This window comes from Hymenobacter daeguensis (assembly GCF_054780555.1).
Genome location: NZ_BAAGWC010000001.1, coordinates 198,811 through 212,674, shown reverse-complemented (window position 1 = coordinate 212,674; position 13,864 = coordinate 198,811). Strand labels below are relative to the sequence as shown.

At 62.1% G+C, this 13,864-nt stretch carries 12 protein-coding genes; 6 read left to right on the top strand and 6 right to left on the bottom strand.

Translation table 11 applies throughout. From position 1 onward, the window contains the following. Positions 1-24: 24 nt before the first annotated feature. Entirely contained in the window at positions 25-699 is a 675-nt protein-coding gene (locus ACYVHT_RS00895; protein WP_460546986.1) for a C40 family peptidase, read from the bottom strand. Positions 700-752: 53 nt separating this feature from the next. Here ACYVHT_RS00895 and ACYVHT_RS00890 point away from each other — a divergent pair, with 53 nt between their 5' ends. Beyond that, positions 753-1,355, top strand: a complete 603-nt coding sequence (locus ACYVHT_RS00890) for a DUF4304 domain-containing protein (RefSeq protein ID WP_460546984.1) — start codon at positions 753-755, stop codon at positions 1,353-1,355. 66 nt (positions 1,356-1,421) lie between these two features. Here ACYVHT_RS00890 and fabG read toward each other — a convergent pair whose 3' ends face one another. Further along, on the bottom strand, positions 1,422-2,171 hold the full coding sequence (gene fabG / locus ACYVHT_RS00885; protein ID WP_460546982.1) for a beta-ketoacyl-ACP reductase: 750 nt from the start codon (positions 2,169-2,171) through the stop codon (positions 1,422-1,424). A 124-nt stretch (positions 2,172-2,295) separates the two neighbouring features. Between fabG and ACYVHT_RS00880 the strand changes: the two genes are divergently transcribed. Next, positions 2,296-3,537, top strand: coding sequence for an NAD(P)/FAD-dependent oxidoreductase (locus tag ACYVHT_RS00880; RefSeq protein WP_460546980.1), 1,242 nt, complete (start codon positions 2,296-2,298; stop codon positions 3,535-3,537). Positions 3,538-3,618: 81 nt separating this feature from the next. Here ACYVHT_RS00880 and ACYVHT_RS00875 read toward each other — a convergent pair whose 3' ends face one another. Continuing rightward, entirely contained in the window at positions 3,619-4,536 is a 918-nt protein-coding gene (locus tag ACYVHT_RS00875) for a tetratricopeptide repeat protein (protein ID WP_460546978.1), read from the bottom strand. 229 nt (positions 4,537-4,765) lie between these two features. On the opposite strand from ACYVHT_RS00875, the gene lpdA reads away from it, so the two are divergent. Together lpdA and rhuM are read left to right on the top strand one after the other, a co-directional pair. After that, on the top strand, positions 4,766-6,160 hold the full coding sequence (gene lpdA / locus ACYVHT_RS00870; RefSeq protein WP_460546976.1) for a dihydrolipoyl dehydrogenase: 1,395 nt from the start codon (positions 4,766-4,768) through the stop codon (positions 6,158-6,160). Between the two features lie 262 nt (positions 6,161-6,422). Beyond that, the gene (gene rhuM / locus ACYVHT_RS00865) at positions 6,423-7,253 is read left to right on the top strand and encodes a RhuM family protein (RefSeq protein ID WP_460548051.1); all 831 of its coding nucleotides are present in this window, start codon (positions 6,423-6,425) and stop codon (positions 7,251-7,253) included. Here rhuM and ACYVHT_RS00860 read toward each other — a convergent pair. Then, positions 7,250-8,185, bottom strand: coding sequence for a DMT family transporter (locus ACYVHT_RS00860; RefSeq protein WP_460546974.1), 936 nt, complete (start codon positions 8,183-8,185; stop codon positions 7,250-7,252). The two genes, rhuM and ACYVHT_RS00860, sit on opposite strands and share 4 nt — an antisense overlap. A 114-nt stretch (positions 8,186-8,299) precedes the next feature. Between ACYVHT_RS00860 and ACYVHT_RS00855 the strand changes: the two genes are divergently transcribed. After that, entirely contained in the window at positions 8,300-9,625 is a 1,326-nt protein-coding gene (locus tag ACYVHT_RS00855; RefSeq protein WP_460546972.1) for a replication-associated recombination protein A, read from the top strand. 349 nt (positions 9,626-9,974) lie between these two features. Continuing rightward, positions 9,975-11,747 (top strand): SppA family protein, encoded by a 1,773-nt coding sequence (gene sppA, locus ACYVHT_RS00850; protein WP_460546970.1) that lies wholly within the window; start codon positions 9,975-9,977, stop codon positions 11,745-11,747. A gap of 170 nt (positions 11,748-11,917) precedes the next feature. On the opposite strand, the gene ACYVHT_RS00845 is transcribed toward sppA, so the two are convergent. Together ACYVHT_RS00845 and ACYVHT_RS00840 are read right to left on the bottom strand one after the other, a co-directional pair. Then, positions 11,918-12,799: an SDR family oxidoreductase gene (locus ACYVHT_RS00845; RefSeq protein WP_460546968.1), complete on the bottom strand. Its 882-nt coding sequence runs from the start codon at positions 12,797-12,799 to the stop codon at positions 11,918-11,920. A 95-nt stretch (positions 12,800-12,894) separates the two neighbouring features. Beyond that, complete coding sequence (locus tag ACYVHT_RS00840; protein ID WP_460546966.1) at positions 12,895-13,836, bottom strand: helix-turn-helix domain-containing protein; 942 nt, start codon at positions 13,834-13,836, stop codon at positions 12,895-12,897. Positions 13,837-13,864 lie beyond the last annotated feature (28 nt).

Below are 13,864 nucleotides of genomic sequence, written 5' to 3'. Positions count from 1 at the left end.
GCAAGGTAAGCATGCCGTCTGTTGCTAACGGCTGAGCACGCCAACCAGTTCGGGACTATTGAAGATGCTGACCGGCGAAATAACGGTTTCGATCAGCGGCAGGGTGCTGCCGTAGCGCTCACGCAGCTTGGCCTGCACGGCGGGGTGGCTCAGGTCGAGGTCGCGCAGGTGCTGGAGCTGCCCCAGCCGCCGGCCGAGGCCGCGCTCGTACACTTTCCAGATGAGCTCGGAGCAGTAAATCCGGTCGTCGGACCAGCCGAAATACAGGTCGTAGCTGTGGCCCAGCATCGGCTGCCCGGCCGCTCGCAGCCGGGTCAGCGCGGCGGGCGTAAGCACGGCCTCCGCATCGCGCAGCCGCTTCGTGACGAAGTGGCCGCCCTGGCCCCGCGCCACCCAGTCGGCCAGCGGCGTGCGTTTCACCGGCTGCACGGCTTCGAATACCTGCCACTTTCCGGCCTCCTTATACACGATGCCGCAGTGGCTCCAGGGCGAGTGCGTGGCCAGCTGAATGGCCCGGCTCTGGGCCGAAAGGGAGGTGTGGAAAATCAGGTCGCCGTCGCGGAGTTGGGGCGCGATTTGGGCGGTAGTGGCGGCGGCGGCGCGGTGGCGCTGGTAGCGCAGCAGGCGGCGGTGCATGCGCGGGTAGGCGGCTAGGGCAAGGGCGGCTAGGAGCAGGAAGGGGAGGAGCCAGCGGGGCATTTGTAGTATTTGTGTCTTAATTCACCCTTGCTTAAACAAAATGTGAGAAACAAATGACGCCAAAAGAGTCGGTAAGTCAGCTAATTAAAAACGTCGTGAAGCCTGCTTTCAAATCGGCAGGATTCCGCATTGATGGCAACACTTTCAGAAAAGAAGAAAACGGTTTGGTTAAAGTATTCAATATCCAAAACAGCCAATTCAATACTGCCTATTCTGCCGCTTTCTATTTTAATGCAGGTTTACATTTCCCCCTGACTTATGGATGGCGGTATAGTTGGCCACTTCCTGCCCGGCCTATGGAATCTGACTGTCAGTACCGATTTCGAACTGACGCCTTAACTGGTCATTATCGCGCCTATAATATCGAGGAAGGCACTGACTTAAATCAATTTGGAAAATTGGTCAAATTCGAAATCGATGCTGTTATCCAGTGGTTTGCTTCAATTGTGAAATTGGAAGACTGTTTGGTTGCCCAAAAACAAGTTTATCCACCCGGCCAAACCTGCACTTATGATGTTGCGCTTACTTATGCTGAGTTAGGAGATTTTACCAAAGCAAATGAGGTTTTCCAAGTCTTTGCAATCCAACCAATCGGTAATCCTGCCGAGCGAGTGAAGATGAATTCGGAAGCGAAAAGGCGTGGAATTGATGTCTGAATTTAAAATAAAAGGACACCGTGCAATACTAGCGCGGTGTCCTTTTGATTGGAAGGCACCTTCTCCCTACGTCAGCATCCCGCCATCCACCTGCAGCACCTGGCCGGTGATGTAGGCCGAATCATCCGACGCCAGAAAGGCCGTGGCCTTGGCCACGTCTTCGGGTCGGCCGCCGCGCTTGAGCGGAATGGCCTTGCGCCACTCGTCGACCTGCTTGGGGTCGAGGGCATCGGTCATTTCGGTTTCGATGAAGCCGGGGGCCACGGCGTTGCAGCGGATGTTGCGCGAGCCCAGCTCCAGGGCCACCGACTTGGTGAAGCCGATGATGCCGGCCTTGCTGGCCGCGTAGTTGGCCTGCCCGGCGTTGCCCTTGATGCCCACCACGCTGGTCATGTTGATGATGGAGCCGGCTTTGGCGCGCATCATGGGCTTGGTGGCGGCTTTGGTGAGGTTGAACACCGACTTGAGGTTGACGTTGAGCACCTGGTCCCACTGCTGCTCGCTCATGCGCATGAGCAGGCCATCCTGCGTGATGCCGGCGTTGTTGACGAGGATGTCGAGCTTGCCGAAATCGGCCACGACGTCTTCCACCAGCTTTTCGGCCTGGGCGTAGTCGGAGGCGTCGGAGCGGTAGCCTTTTACCTTGGTGCCGGCGGCCGAAAGCTCGGTTTCCAGGGCCTGGCCCTTCTCGACGGAAGATAAATACGTGAAGGCGACATCGGCGCCGAGCTGGGCGAAATGCGCCGCTATGGCGCGGCCAATTCCTTTGGAAGCGCCCGTCACGAGGGCCACTTTTCCGGTGAGTGTGTTGGTCATGGGGCGAAGGTAAGTAGCGCGGACTTTGTAGTCCGCGTCCCCGCGCCGCTTGCTGACTAGTGAGGTGGCGCGGAGACGCGGACTGCAAAGTCCGCGCTACATCGGCCTAACTTCGCGCCACATTATGCCCCATTACGACATCTGCATTCTGGGCGCGGGCCCCGGCGGGGCCACCGCCGCCCTGCACCTCGCCAACGCCGGCCAGCCCTGCCTGCTGCTGGACCGCGCCGCCTTCCCGCGCGACAAAACCTGCGGCGACGCCCTCAGCGGCAAGGTCATCAACGAGTTGAAGCGCATCGAGCCCGGCCTGCACGCCAGGCTGGCCGCCGCGCCCATCCAGATTCCGAGCTGGGGCATCGATTTCATTGCGCCCAACGGCCGCAAGCTCAGCATCCCGTTCAAGCCGAAATTCGACAAAGCCCAGGATGCCACTGCCGGCCACGTCGCCAAGCGCATTGACTTCGATAATTTCCTGGTGGAGGAAGTGCGCCAACGCCCCGAAATTGACTTCCGCGAAAACGTGGACGTGGCCCGCACCGAGCGCACGCCCGCCGGCTGGCAGCTGTTCGACAAAGCCGGTGAGGAAATTGCCACCTGCCGCCTGCTGCTGGTTGCCAACGGCGCACAATCCGAGTTCGCCCGCAAAGTGGCCGGCCACGCCCTGGAACCCGACCACCACTGCGCCGGCCTGCGCACCTATTACGACGGCGTGGCCGGCCTCAGCCCCGATAATTTTATCGAGCTGCATTTCATCAAGGACTTCCTGCCCGGCTACCTCTGGGTGTTCCCGCTGCCCAACGGTCAGGCCAACGTGGGCGTGGGCATGCTCTCCAAAACCGTTTCGGACAAAAAAATCAACCTGCGCCAGCGCCTCGACGAGATTCTGACCACGCACCCCACGCTGGCCCCGCGCTTTGCCGGCGCCACGCGGCTGGGCTCCGTAAAAGGTTTCGGCCTGCCGCTGGGCTCGAAGCGCCGCGCGTTGTCTGGACCGGGCTATTTCCTGCTCGGCGATGCCGGCTCGCTCATCGACCCGTTTTCGGGCGAGGGCATTTCGCACGCCATGGTGAGCGGGCGGCACGCCGCCACCTGGGCCGCCGAGGCCGTGAAACAGCAGGATTTCAGCCCCGCATTCCTGAAGAACTACGACAAGGCCGTCTACAACCGCCTGGGCCAGGAGCTGCGCATCAGCACCGTCATGCAGCGGCTGCTCAACTTCCCCAGCCTGTTCAACATCGTGGCCAACCGCGCCGCCCGCAACCCCACGCTGGCCGCCACGCTCTCCATGATGTTCATGGATTTGGACCTGCGCGAGCAGCTGCGCAAGCCCAGCTTCTACTTCAAGCTGCTGTTTGGCGGGAAGTAGCCGCTGGGCTTGCAAACAAGAACGTCATGCCGGGCAGAGCCGAGGCATGACGTTCAGTTATTCATCAGCTGAAGCCGATGCCTAGTGGGCACCGGGGCGGGGGTGGTAGCCGCCCGTGGTGCGCGTCACCGGGGTTTTAATCGGGGCGTGGCCTTCGTCGGTGCCCACGTAGCGCTTCAGGCTTTTGGCCGCTTCGGGGTTGAGCTTGGCGGCATGTTCTAGGTCGCGGCGGGCTTCGGAGAGCTTGTCGAACGACGAATAGCTGATGCCGCGATATTCCCAGGCATCGGCGTAAGTCGAATCGAGCGCAATGGCTTTGCTGAAATCAAGCACGGCCGACTTGTACTGGTAGCTCTGCATCTTGGCCACGCCCCGGCCGAAGTACGACTCCTTGTCCTCGGGACGGTACTTGATGGCGCCCGAAAAATCGGTGACGGCTGCCTTGTACTGCTTCATCATCAGGCGGTTTACGCCCCGGTTGTAGTAGGCGTCGGGGTTGTCGCGCTGGTAGCGGATAGCGGCGGCGTAGTCGGGCAGGGCTTCGGCATAATTTTTCAGATAGCTCTTGGCCTTGGCGCGCTGCAGGTAGGCTTTCGAGCTTTTGGGGTCCACTTTCAAAATGGCGTCGGCGTTGGCCAGCATGTTGCGGTAGTCGAGCGTCGTCATTTTTTTCTCCTTTTCGCGCTCGGCCGAAGCGGCCGAGGCCGAAAGGATTTCTTCGGAGCCGGTAGCACCCGCGGCCGACGCGGTGGCCGCGTCGGCGGCCACGGCCGTGGCGGGCGTGGCCGAGATGCCGTTGGCCTCGCCGGTGGTGCGGGCATCGGGAGCAGTGGTGGCGGCCCCGGTCGAGTCGGGGCGGCGGGCGCCGGAGGCCTCCGGCATGGTCAGGAGCTGGCTCGAATTGGTCGGTTTCTCCTTTTCAGTAACCGTGGTGGCGCAATTGGTGAGGAAAGCAAGCAGCCCGAGGGCGGCCACAGGAAAGCGAAAATGTAATTTCATGGAATGCAGAAATGAGGAAGCCACGGCAAGCTGCGCCGTAACCGGAGGCTTATACGGTGAGAAACTGAATTTGGCTGCTGACACAACTTCTGCCAATTCTTTGTTAACAGGGTTCAAACGGTTGCGCAGGCAGGTGCGGCGCGGTACGGGGCTGCGGCTATCTTTGCGGCCACAATTGGGTGGGTCCCCCAGCCGGGCCCGGTGTACTTTTTTTCTTTCGCAGAATTTTATGGCATTGCAATTTGATTTGGTCGTGGTCGGCAGTGGCCCCGGCGGGTACGTGGCCGCTATCCGGGCCTCGCAACTGGGCTTGAAAGTGGGGGTTATCGAGCGCGAGTCGCTGGGCGGCATCTGCCTCAACTGGGGCTGTATTCCGACCAAAGCGCTGCTCAAAAGCGCCCAGGTTTTTGAATACCTCAACCACGCGTCCGAATACGGCCTTACGGCCAGCGGCGTGGGCTACGACTTCGGCGCGGTCATCAAGCGCAGCCGCGGTGTGGCCGACGGCATGAGCAAGGGCATCAACTTCCTGTTCAAAAAGAACAAGATTGAGGCCGTGATGGGCACCGGCAAAGTGGTGGCCCCCGGCAAGGTAGAAGTGACCAAAGCCGACGGCAGCAAGGAAACGGTGGAAGCCAAATCCATCATTCTGGCCACCGGGGCCCGCTCGCGCGAGCTGCCGACGATGCCGGTTGACAACAAGAAAATCATCGGCTACCGCAAGGCCATGAGCATGGAGCAGCTGCCCAAGCGCCTCGTGGTGGTGGGCTCGGGCGCCATCGGCGTCGAGTTTGCCTACTTCTACCGCACCATGGGCTCCGAGGTGACGGTGGTGGAGTACCTGCCCCGCATCGTGCCGGTGGAGGACGAGGAAGTATCGCGCCAGATGGAGAAGTCGTTCCGCAAAATCGGCGTGAACGTGCTCACCAGCGCTGAAGTAACCAAGGTGGACACCGCCGGCGAAGGCTGCAAAGTGACCATCAAAACCGCCAAAGGCGAGCAGGTGATTGAGTGCGACGTGGTGCTGAGCGCCGTGGGCGTGACCACCAACCTCGAAAACATCGGCATCGAGGAGCTGGGCATCAAAGTGGAGCGCGGCCGCGTGATTGTGGACGACTTCTACCAGACCAACGTGCCCGGCATCTACGCCATCGGCGACATCGTGCCCGGCCCCGCGCTGGCCCACGTGGCCTCGGCCGAAGGCATCATCTGCGTCGAGAAAATTGCCGGCCATCACCCCGAGCCGCTCAACTACCAGAACATCCCCGGCTGCACCTACGCCTCGCCCGAAATCGCCAGCGTGGGCATGACCGAAGCCGAAGCCAAGGAAAAAGGCTACGACGTGCTGGTGGGCAAGTTCCCGTTCTCAGCCTCGGGCAAAGCCAGCGCCGCCGGCGCCAAAGACGGCTTCGTGAAAGTCATTTTCGACAAGAAATACGGCGAGTGGCTCGGTGCCCACATGATTGGCATGAACGTGACCGAGATGATTGCCGAAGTAGTGGTGGCCCGCAAGCTGGAAACCACCGGCCACGAAATCATCAAGGCCGTGCACCCGCACCCCACTATGTCGGAAGCCATTATGGAAGCCGCTGCTGCGGCTTACGGTGAGGTGATTCACTTGTAGAATTTCTTTTGATTGAAGACAACGAGGCCCGGCTGATTCAGCCGGGCCTCGTTGCGTTCAGTGGTTTTAAATCTGTTACCTTGATTCCGCAACTGCCCGTTTGAAAATGACTTCTGCCGATAATATCCTTCTCTACCAAGCACCCGATGGGCAAACGCAACTTGAGGTGCAGTTGGACCATGAAACCGTCTGGCTGACGCAGGCACAGATGGCGGAGCTATTCGACGTTTCTAGACCTAACGTTACTATTCACTTGCGTAACGTGTTTAAGGAGGGTGAATTAGATGAGATTTCAGTTAGTAAGGATTCCTTACTAACTGCCGCAGACGGCAAGAAGTACCGCACCAAGTATTACAATCTTGATGTCATTATTTCTGTCGGATACCGAGTAAAGTCGTTACGCGGCACCCATTTCCGCCAGTGGGCTACCAATATCCTGCGGCAATACCTCGTGCAGGGCTTCGTGCTAAATGAGAAGCGCCTGCGCGAAAGCGCCCGCCAACTGGCCGACCTTAAGCGGCTGGTGCAGCTACAGGGCGAAGTGGCCGCGAATCAGGAGTTGACTTCTGACCAATCAGACGCACTGCTGCGGGTGCTGGGCGACTATGCCCGCGCCCTCGACGTGCTCGACCAGTATGACCACCAGCGTCTGCGGGTGCGCGGCACGGCGACCGACGAGCCGTTTGAGCTGACCTATGAGGCGGGGCTGGAAGCAGTGGACAGCCTGCGCACGCAGTTCGGCGGCAGTGCCTTGTTTGGGCGGGAGAAGGATGCTTCATTCCAAAGCTCGGTGCGGTCCATCTACCAGAGCTTTGGTGGGGAGGACCTGTACCCGAGCGTGGAGGAAAAGGCGGCCAACCTGCTGTATTTCGTGGTGAAAAACCACTCGTTTTCGGATGGTAACAAGCGGATTGCGGCGTTCCTGTTCGTGTGGTTTCTGGACCGGAATAAGTGCCTGTACCACTCCGACGGCTCGCGCCGGCTGGCCGATAATGCCCTGGTGGCCCTCACGCTGCTCATTGCCGAAAGCAAGCCGGAGGACAAGGACACGATGGTGAAGCTGGTGGTGAACCTGATTAATCAGGATAACTAATCCTGCACTGCCTCCGCCGCCACGGCCGGCACCGTAGTCGCTTTCGGCTTCTGGCTCACCAGCCACACGCCCAGGAAGATGAGCGCCGCCTGCCCGGCCTTGCCCCAGGTGAGGTGGTCTTTGCCCAGGCCCACGGCGATGAGCACGGCCAGCACGGGCTGCAGGTAGATGTAGACGCCCAGCAGGGCGGGGGAGGCGTATTTCAGCGCCCAGTTGTTGAGCAGGTAGGAGAGAATGGTGAGAAAGAAAATCATGAACCCGACCTCGGCCCAGATGTAGGGCGGAAAGCTGGCGTAGTTGGCCTCCAAAGCCTCGCGCCAGCCGAAGGGAATGGCAATGAAGCCGCCCACCAGAAACACCCGCCCCAGCACCGTGAACGGGTGGTACTTGCGCATGAGCGGCGTGACGATGACCAGGTAAATGCCAAACACCGTGGCATTGAGCAGGATGAAAATATTGCCCAGCGTGCCCTGCGGGTACACCGCCGCCGTTTGGGCGTTGCGCCCCAGAATGAGCGTGGCCGCGCCCACCGCGCCCACGGCAATGCCCAGCGCCCGGGGCAGCGTGATGCGCTCGCTCAGCAATACCGCCGAGGCAATGACTACCACAATGGGGGCCACCGTTTGCAGCAGCGAGGCGCTGATGGGCGCGGTCAGGTTCAGGCCCGAAAAAAACAGCAATTGGTTGAGCCCGATGCCGAGAATGCCGCAGGCAATGGAGCGCAGGTTGTCGGCCCGGCCGGTGATTTTATCCTCGCGGGCCACGAAGAATTTGATGATGGCAAAGAACAGAATGGCCCCGATGATGCGCAGCGTGACGATGCCGAACGGGTGCAGGTAGGTGGGCATCACATCTTTCGACAGGCTGTAGTTGGCCGCGTAGATGATGGTGACGACGAGAAGGGCCGCGTGGACGCGGAATTGGTTGGACATAGCGTGTAGCGCATGCTTTAGCTTGCGCCGTTGGGTGGTAATCGAAAGCGTCGGCCTTTAACCCGAACTTTGCGGTGCTTGTTGCCGGTGGCGCAAGCTAAAGCATGCGCTACAATGAAACTCTTCCCCGACGACGAACCCGCCGCCTTCACCCCGCCGCCCGCGCCCGGCCCCGATGCCCCGCTGGCCGAGCGCCAGCGCCCCCGCCGCCTGGCCGACTACGCCGGCCAGCAGCACCTCGTGGGCGAGGCCGGCGTACTGCGCCGCTATTTGAACGCCGGCCGGCTGCCCAGCCTCATTCTGTGGGGGCCGCCCGGCGTGGGCAAAACCACCCTGGCCCACCTGCTGGCTTCGGAGCTAAAGCAGCCGTTTTCGGCCTTGAGCGCCATCAACGCCGGCGTGAAAGACGTGCGCGACGTCATCGAAAAGGCGAAGCGGCAGCGCGGCACCGTCCTGTTTATTGACGAAATCCACCGCTTCAGCAAGGCGCAGCAGGATGCCCTGCTGGGCGCGGTGGAGCACGGCACCGTGACGCTCATTGGGGCCACGACGGAGAACCCGTCCTTCGAAGTCATCCCGGCCCTGCTCTCGCGCTGCCAGGTGTATGTGCTGGAGGCGCTGAGCGCCGACACCCTGCGCGGGCTGGTGCAAAAAGCCCTGACCGAAGACGCCGCCATGCAGCAGAAAAAGGTCCGGCTGAAAGAAGACCACGCCCTGCTGGCCCTGAGCGGCGGCGACGCCCGCAAGCTGCTCAACCTCCTGGAAATTGTGGTGCAGAGCACGCCGCCCGACAAAAAAGGCGTCGTCGACATCACCGATGCCGTGGTGCAGCAGGTAGCCCAGCGCCCGCTGGCCCGCTACGACAAGGGCGGCGAGATGCACTACGACGTGATTTCGGCCTTTATCAAGTCTATCCGCGGCTCCGACCCCAACGCCGCCCTCTACTACCTGGCCGTGATGCTCGAAGGCGGCGAGGACGTGAAGTTCATTGCCCGCCGCATGCTCATCCTGGCCTCCGAAGACATCGGCAACGCCAACCCCAACGCCCTGATGCTGGCCACGAGCTGCTTCCAGGCCTGCACCGTCATCGGCCTGCCCGAGTCCGATTTGATACTCGCCCAAACCGTCATTTACCTGGCCACGTCGGTGAAAAGCAACGCGGCCTACCTGGCCATTCGGGCCGCCCAGGCCGAGGTGAAGGCCCACGGCGTGCACCCCGTGCCGGTGCCCCTGCGCAACGCCCCCACGCGCCTGATGAAGCAGCTCGGCTACGGCAAAGAATACGCCTACTCGCACAACGGCGAGGGCAATTTCGAGGAGCAGGAGTTCCTGCCCGACGCCCTGAGCGGCACCCGCTTCTACGCGCCCGGCCTCAACCCCAGCGAGGCCAAAATCCAGGAGCGCCTGCGCGGCTGGTGGGGCGAGAAGTACGGCTACTAAGCCCGCTCGAACCCCCTGCCCGGCATGTCGAACAGTGGGCGCGGCCCTGCAAACACCGGTCCCGCCGCTTCGAACACTGTTCCCGCCCTCGGGAACAGTCTTCCCGGCGTTTCGAACACTCTTCCCGCCATCGGGAACACTGTTCCCTGCCTTGAGAACGGTCTTCCCGGCCTCGGGAAGAGTGTTCCCGCCCTCGGGAACAGTGTTCCCGACCTCGGGGATAGTGTTCCCGACCTCGGGGATAGTGTTCGAAAGCCCGGGAAGACTGTTCCCGAGGGCGGGAACAGTGTTCGTACGGTCAAACGGCCCGCGCCGCCTACATTTACTCCGTCTTACCTCATTCGTTTTTATGCGTCAGTTTTTGAAATTCGTGCTGGCCACCATCGTGGGCCTGTTCGTGTTTGGGTTTATTGGATTTTTGGTGGTGGCCGGCATCATCGGGGCGGCCGTGAGCAGCGACACCAAGAAGGAAACCGCCGCCAACTCGGTGCTGGAGCTCAAGCTCAACGAGCCGCTGAATGAGCGCGGGCGCGACGGGCGCTTCGGGGCCTTCGGCGGCAACAGCGGCAGCACGGGCCTGGTGGAGCTGAAAGAAGCCATTGGCCGGGCCAAGGGCGACAGCGAAATCAAGGGCATTTTGCTGAACCTGGGGCTGGTGCAGGGCGGCATGGCCTCGCTGGAAGAGGTGCGCGACGCGCTGCTGGACTTCAAGAAGTCGGGCAAGTTCATTGTGGCCTACCACGAGGTGTGCTCCGAAAAGAGCTTCTACCTGTCGTCGGTGGCCAATGAAATTTACCTGCATCCGCAGGGCACGCTGGAGTTCAACGGCCTGAGCTCGGAGGTAATGTTCTACAAGCGGCTGTTTGCCAAGGCCGGCATCGAGCCCTACATCTTCCGGGTGGGCTCGTTCAAGAGCGCCGTGGAGCCGTTTTTCCGCGAGAACTTCTCCGATTCGGCCCGCTACCAGACCGTGTCGTTCCTCAATTCCATCAACGGCTACATGATTGGCCGTGTGGCCGAGTCGCGCCGCATCGAGCCGGCCCGCCTCAAGGTGATTTCGGACTCCATGCTGGTGCACAACGCCCCCGACGCCCTGCGCCTGAACCTGGTGACCAAGCTCGGCTACTTCGATGAAGTGGAGGACTACCTGCGCGGCAAGCTGGGCCTGGCTAAAGACAAAAAACCGAGCCTAGTGAGCCTCAGCGACTACACCGAAGGCGACAAAGCCGACGAAAAAGAAGGCAATACCAGCGGCAACCGCATTGCCGTGGTGTATGCCGAAGGCGACATCGTGACCGGCAAGGGCTCCGACGACAACATCGGCAGCACCAAGTTTGCCGAAGCCATCCGCAAGGCCCGCCTCGACGACAAAGTGAAGGCCGTGGTGCTGCGCATCAACTCGCCCGGCGGCTCGTCGCTGGCCTCGGATATCATCTACCGCGAAGTGCTGCTGACCAGCAAAGTGAAGCCCATCATCGCCAGCATGAGCGACGTGGCGGCCTCCGGCGGCTACTACATTGCCATGGCCTGCGACACCATTGTGGCCCATCCGAACACCATTACGGGCTCCATCGGCGTGTTTGGCGTGCTGCCCAACATCCAGCCGCTGCTCGCCGACAAGCTCGGCATCACCGTGGACCGCGTGACCACCGGCAAGTTCTCCGACCTGCCCACCATCACCCGCCCGCTCTCGGATTTTGAGAAAAAGACCCTGCAGCACGAAGTCGATAACATCTACGCCGACTTCACCAGCAAAGCCGCCATCGGCCGCCGCATGCCCGTGGAGCGCCTGCGCCGCCTGGCCTCGGGCCGCGTCTGGAGCGGCCTCGAAGCCAAAAACAACGGCCTGGTGGACATCCTCGGCGACTACGAAGACGCCCTGAAAATCGCCGCCCAGCGCGCCCACCTCAAGGCCGACGACTACCGCGTGCAGCGCCTCCCGCGCCAACGCTCGTCGCTGGAGAGCCTGATGGCCCGCTTCGTGGGCGATGACGACGAAGCCAAAACCCGCGCCATCAAAGCGGAGCTCGGCCCGCTCTATCCCGCCTACGCCCAGTATCAGCTGCTGCTGCAGATGCGCGGCGTGCAGGCCCGCCTGCCCTACACGCTGGACATTCAGTAAGCCGCCCCGGTCCGACGGCGCAGCCGTCCGACCGGTTGTCGTTGCCTCTCCAGAACGTGCTTAGTCTATACAGAACGTGCATACTTCAACCGGTCGGACGGCTGCGCCGTCGGACCGGCCACCAAAAAGCCCCGGCACTGCCGGGGCTTTTTTGGCTTTTCAGCAAGTGGTTATTTGCTGAAGTAGTCGCCGTGCTCCAGGTCGGCCAGCAGGCCGGGGTGGGTGGGCTGCCAGTCCAGCCACTGCTGCGTGAGCGCGCTCGATGCCTGCATGTCGAGGCCGGCAAAGCGGGCCATCCAGCCAAAGTGCGCTTCGGCTTCTTCGGCCGATTTCGACACCACCGGCACATTCAGGTGCCGGCCGATAACGGTGGCCAGGTCGCGGAAGGCAATGCCCTGGTCGCCCACGCCGTGGTAGCGGGCGCCGGCCTCGCCCCGCTCCAGCGCCAGCCGAAACAGGCGGGCCGCATCGCGCCGGTGCACGGCCGGCCAGTGGTTCTGCCCGTCGCCGATGTAAGCCGCCTCGCCCTTCTGGCGAGCCAGCTGGATGAGGTAGGGCACAAAGCCGTGGTCATTGGCGTCGTGCACCGAGGCGGCCAGCCGGGCCACCATGGCGCGCACACCCTGCGGCACCAGCGCCAGCGCCGCCTGCTCCGACACGCGGGCGAAGTGGCCGGGCACGTCCTCTTCGGTCGCCAGGCGGCCCGGCGCAAAGCCGGCCAGGCCCGACGTGACGACCAGCGGGCGGTTGGAGCCGGCCAGCACGCTGCCCATTGCCTCGATGGCGCGCTGGTCGGCCGCGGCCGCAGCCTGGTACTGCGAAAAGTCGTGAATAAAGGCCAGGTGGGCGACGCCGTCGGCCCCGGCCGCGCCGCTGCGCAGGCTGTCGAGGTCTTCGAGCGAGCCGCGCTGCACCTCGGCCCCGGCGGCGGCCAGGCGCTGGGCACCCTCGTCGGTGCGGGCCAGGCCGAGCACCTGGTGGCCGGCCTCGAGTAATTCTGAAACAACGGCCGAGCCGATAAAGCCCGTGGCGCCGGTGACGAAAACACGCATGTGAGTGGTCTTTGTGTGGATGAATAAGAACAGCACAAAGGTCTGGTGCGCCTCCGCTGCCGGTATTGCGCCGGTCAAACCATCTACTGAAGAATTCAAACAGTGGCCTGCTCCCGCAGCGCCCCCGGCACCAGGCCGGTCTGCCGCTTGAAGAAGTTGCAGAAGTGGGCCGCATCGGCAAAGCCGAGGCTGTTGGCAATTTCCGAGACGTTCCAGTTGGTTTGCTTGAGCAGGATTTTGGCTTCCTGCGCCACCCGGCTGCCGATGAGGGCGGTGGTGGTGCGGCCGGTGGTTTCCTTCAGCACCCGGTTGAGGTGGTTGACGTGCACGGCCAGCTGGTCGGCGTAGTCCCTGGCGGTGCGCAGGCGCAGCTGTTGCTGGGGCGTATCGAGCGGAAACTGCCGTTCCAGCAGCTCAGCAAACTGGGCCGTGACGCGGGCCGAGGCATTGGGCACGGGCGCCTGGGCCGACGCTGGCTGCAGCTTCTGCCCGTAGTGAATCAGCTCCAGCAGGAAAGTGCGCAGCAGGTCGTACTTGTAGGCATACGTCGAATTGATTTCCTGCGTCATGCGCAGGAAGATGCCTTCGATGGCCGCATAGTCGGCATCCGCTATTTCCAGTACCGGCTGGGCGCCCGGCTGGAAAATCGGCAGCTCATCGAGCACCACGCCGCTCTTGGCGGGCAGCAGAAACTCATCGGTGAAAATGCAGAAATAGCCGGTCTGGTCCTGGTCCTGCGGCAGCCAGCGGTAGGGCACCCGGGAGGTGGCAAACCACAGGCCGTTGCCGTCAATGTCCACCACCTGGTCGCCGTTCTCGACCCGGCAGCGCCCGCGCATCAGGCTGATTTTGCAGAAGGCCCGGCGGTCGAACGTCATGGGCGGGCGCTGGTGCTTGGTGGCCATCAGGTCGGCCACGTTGAAGACGTTGAAGTGCCCGATTTCGCGCTGCACGTCCGCTGGCAGCAGGGCGTCGGGCGCGTTCCGGGCCGACGGCACGAGCTTGGTGTAGAATTCTTCGAGCGAATTAGGCTTCATCGCGGGTGCTGTAAAAATCAAAGATACC

What these genes read in the sequence shown, in the direction of transcription:
- ACYVHT_RS00895 (WP_460546986.1), bottom strand. Translation starts at nt 699, where the DNA reads ATGCCCCGCTGGCTCCTCCCCTTCCTGCTCCTAGCCGCCCTTGCCCTA.
- ACYVHT_RS00890 (WP_460546984.1), top strand. Translation starts at nt 753, where the DNA reads ATGACGCCAAAAGAGTCGGTAAGTCAGCTAATTAAAAACGTCGTGAAG.
- fabG (WP_460546982.1), bottom strand. Translation starts at nt 2,171, where the DNA reads ATGACCAACACACTCACCGGAAAAGTGGCCCTCGTGACGGGCGCTTCC.
- ACYVHT_RS00880 (WP_460546980.1), top strand. Translation starts at nt 2,296, where the DNA reads ATGCCCCATTACGACATCTGCATTCTGGGCGCGGGCCCCGGCGGGGCC.
- ACYVHT_RS00875 (WP_460546978.1), bottom strand. Translation starts at nt 4,536, where the DNA reads ATGAAATTACATTTTCGCTTTCCTGTGGCCGCCCTCGGGCTGCTTGCT.
- lpdA (WP_460546976.1), top strand. Translation starts at nt 4,766, where the DNA reads ATGGCATTGCAATTTGATTTGGTCGTGGTCGGCAGTGGCCCCGGCGGG.
- ACYVHT_RS00860 (WP_460546974.1), bottom strand. Translation starts at nt 8,185, where the DNA reads ATGTCCAACCAATTCCGCGTCCACGCGGCCCTTCTCGTCGTCACCATC.
- ACYVHT_RS00855 (WP_460546972.1), top strand. Translation starts at nt 8,300, where the DNA reads ATGAAACTCTTCCCCGACGACGAACCCGCCGCCTTCACCCCGCCGCCC.
- sppA (WP_460546970.1), top strand. Translation starts at nt 9,975, where the DNA reads ATGCGTCAGTTTTTGAAATTCGTGCTGGCCACCATCGTGGGCCTGTTC.
- ACYVHT_RS00845 (WP_460546968.1), bottom strand. Translation starts at nt 12,799, where the DNA reads ATGCGTGTTTTCGTCACCGGCGCCACGGGCTTTATCGGCTCGGCCGTT.
- ACYVHT_RS00840 (WP_460546966.1), bottom strand. Translation starts at nt 13,836, where the DNA reads ATGAAGCCTAATTCGCTCGAAGAATTCTACACCAAGCTCGTGCCGTCG.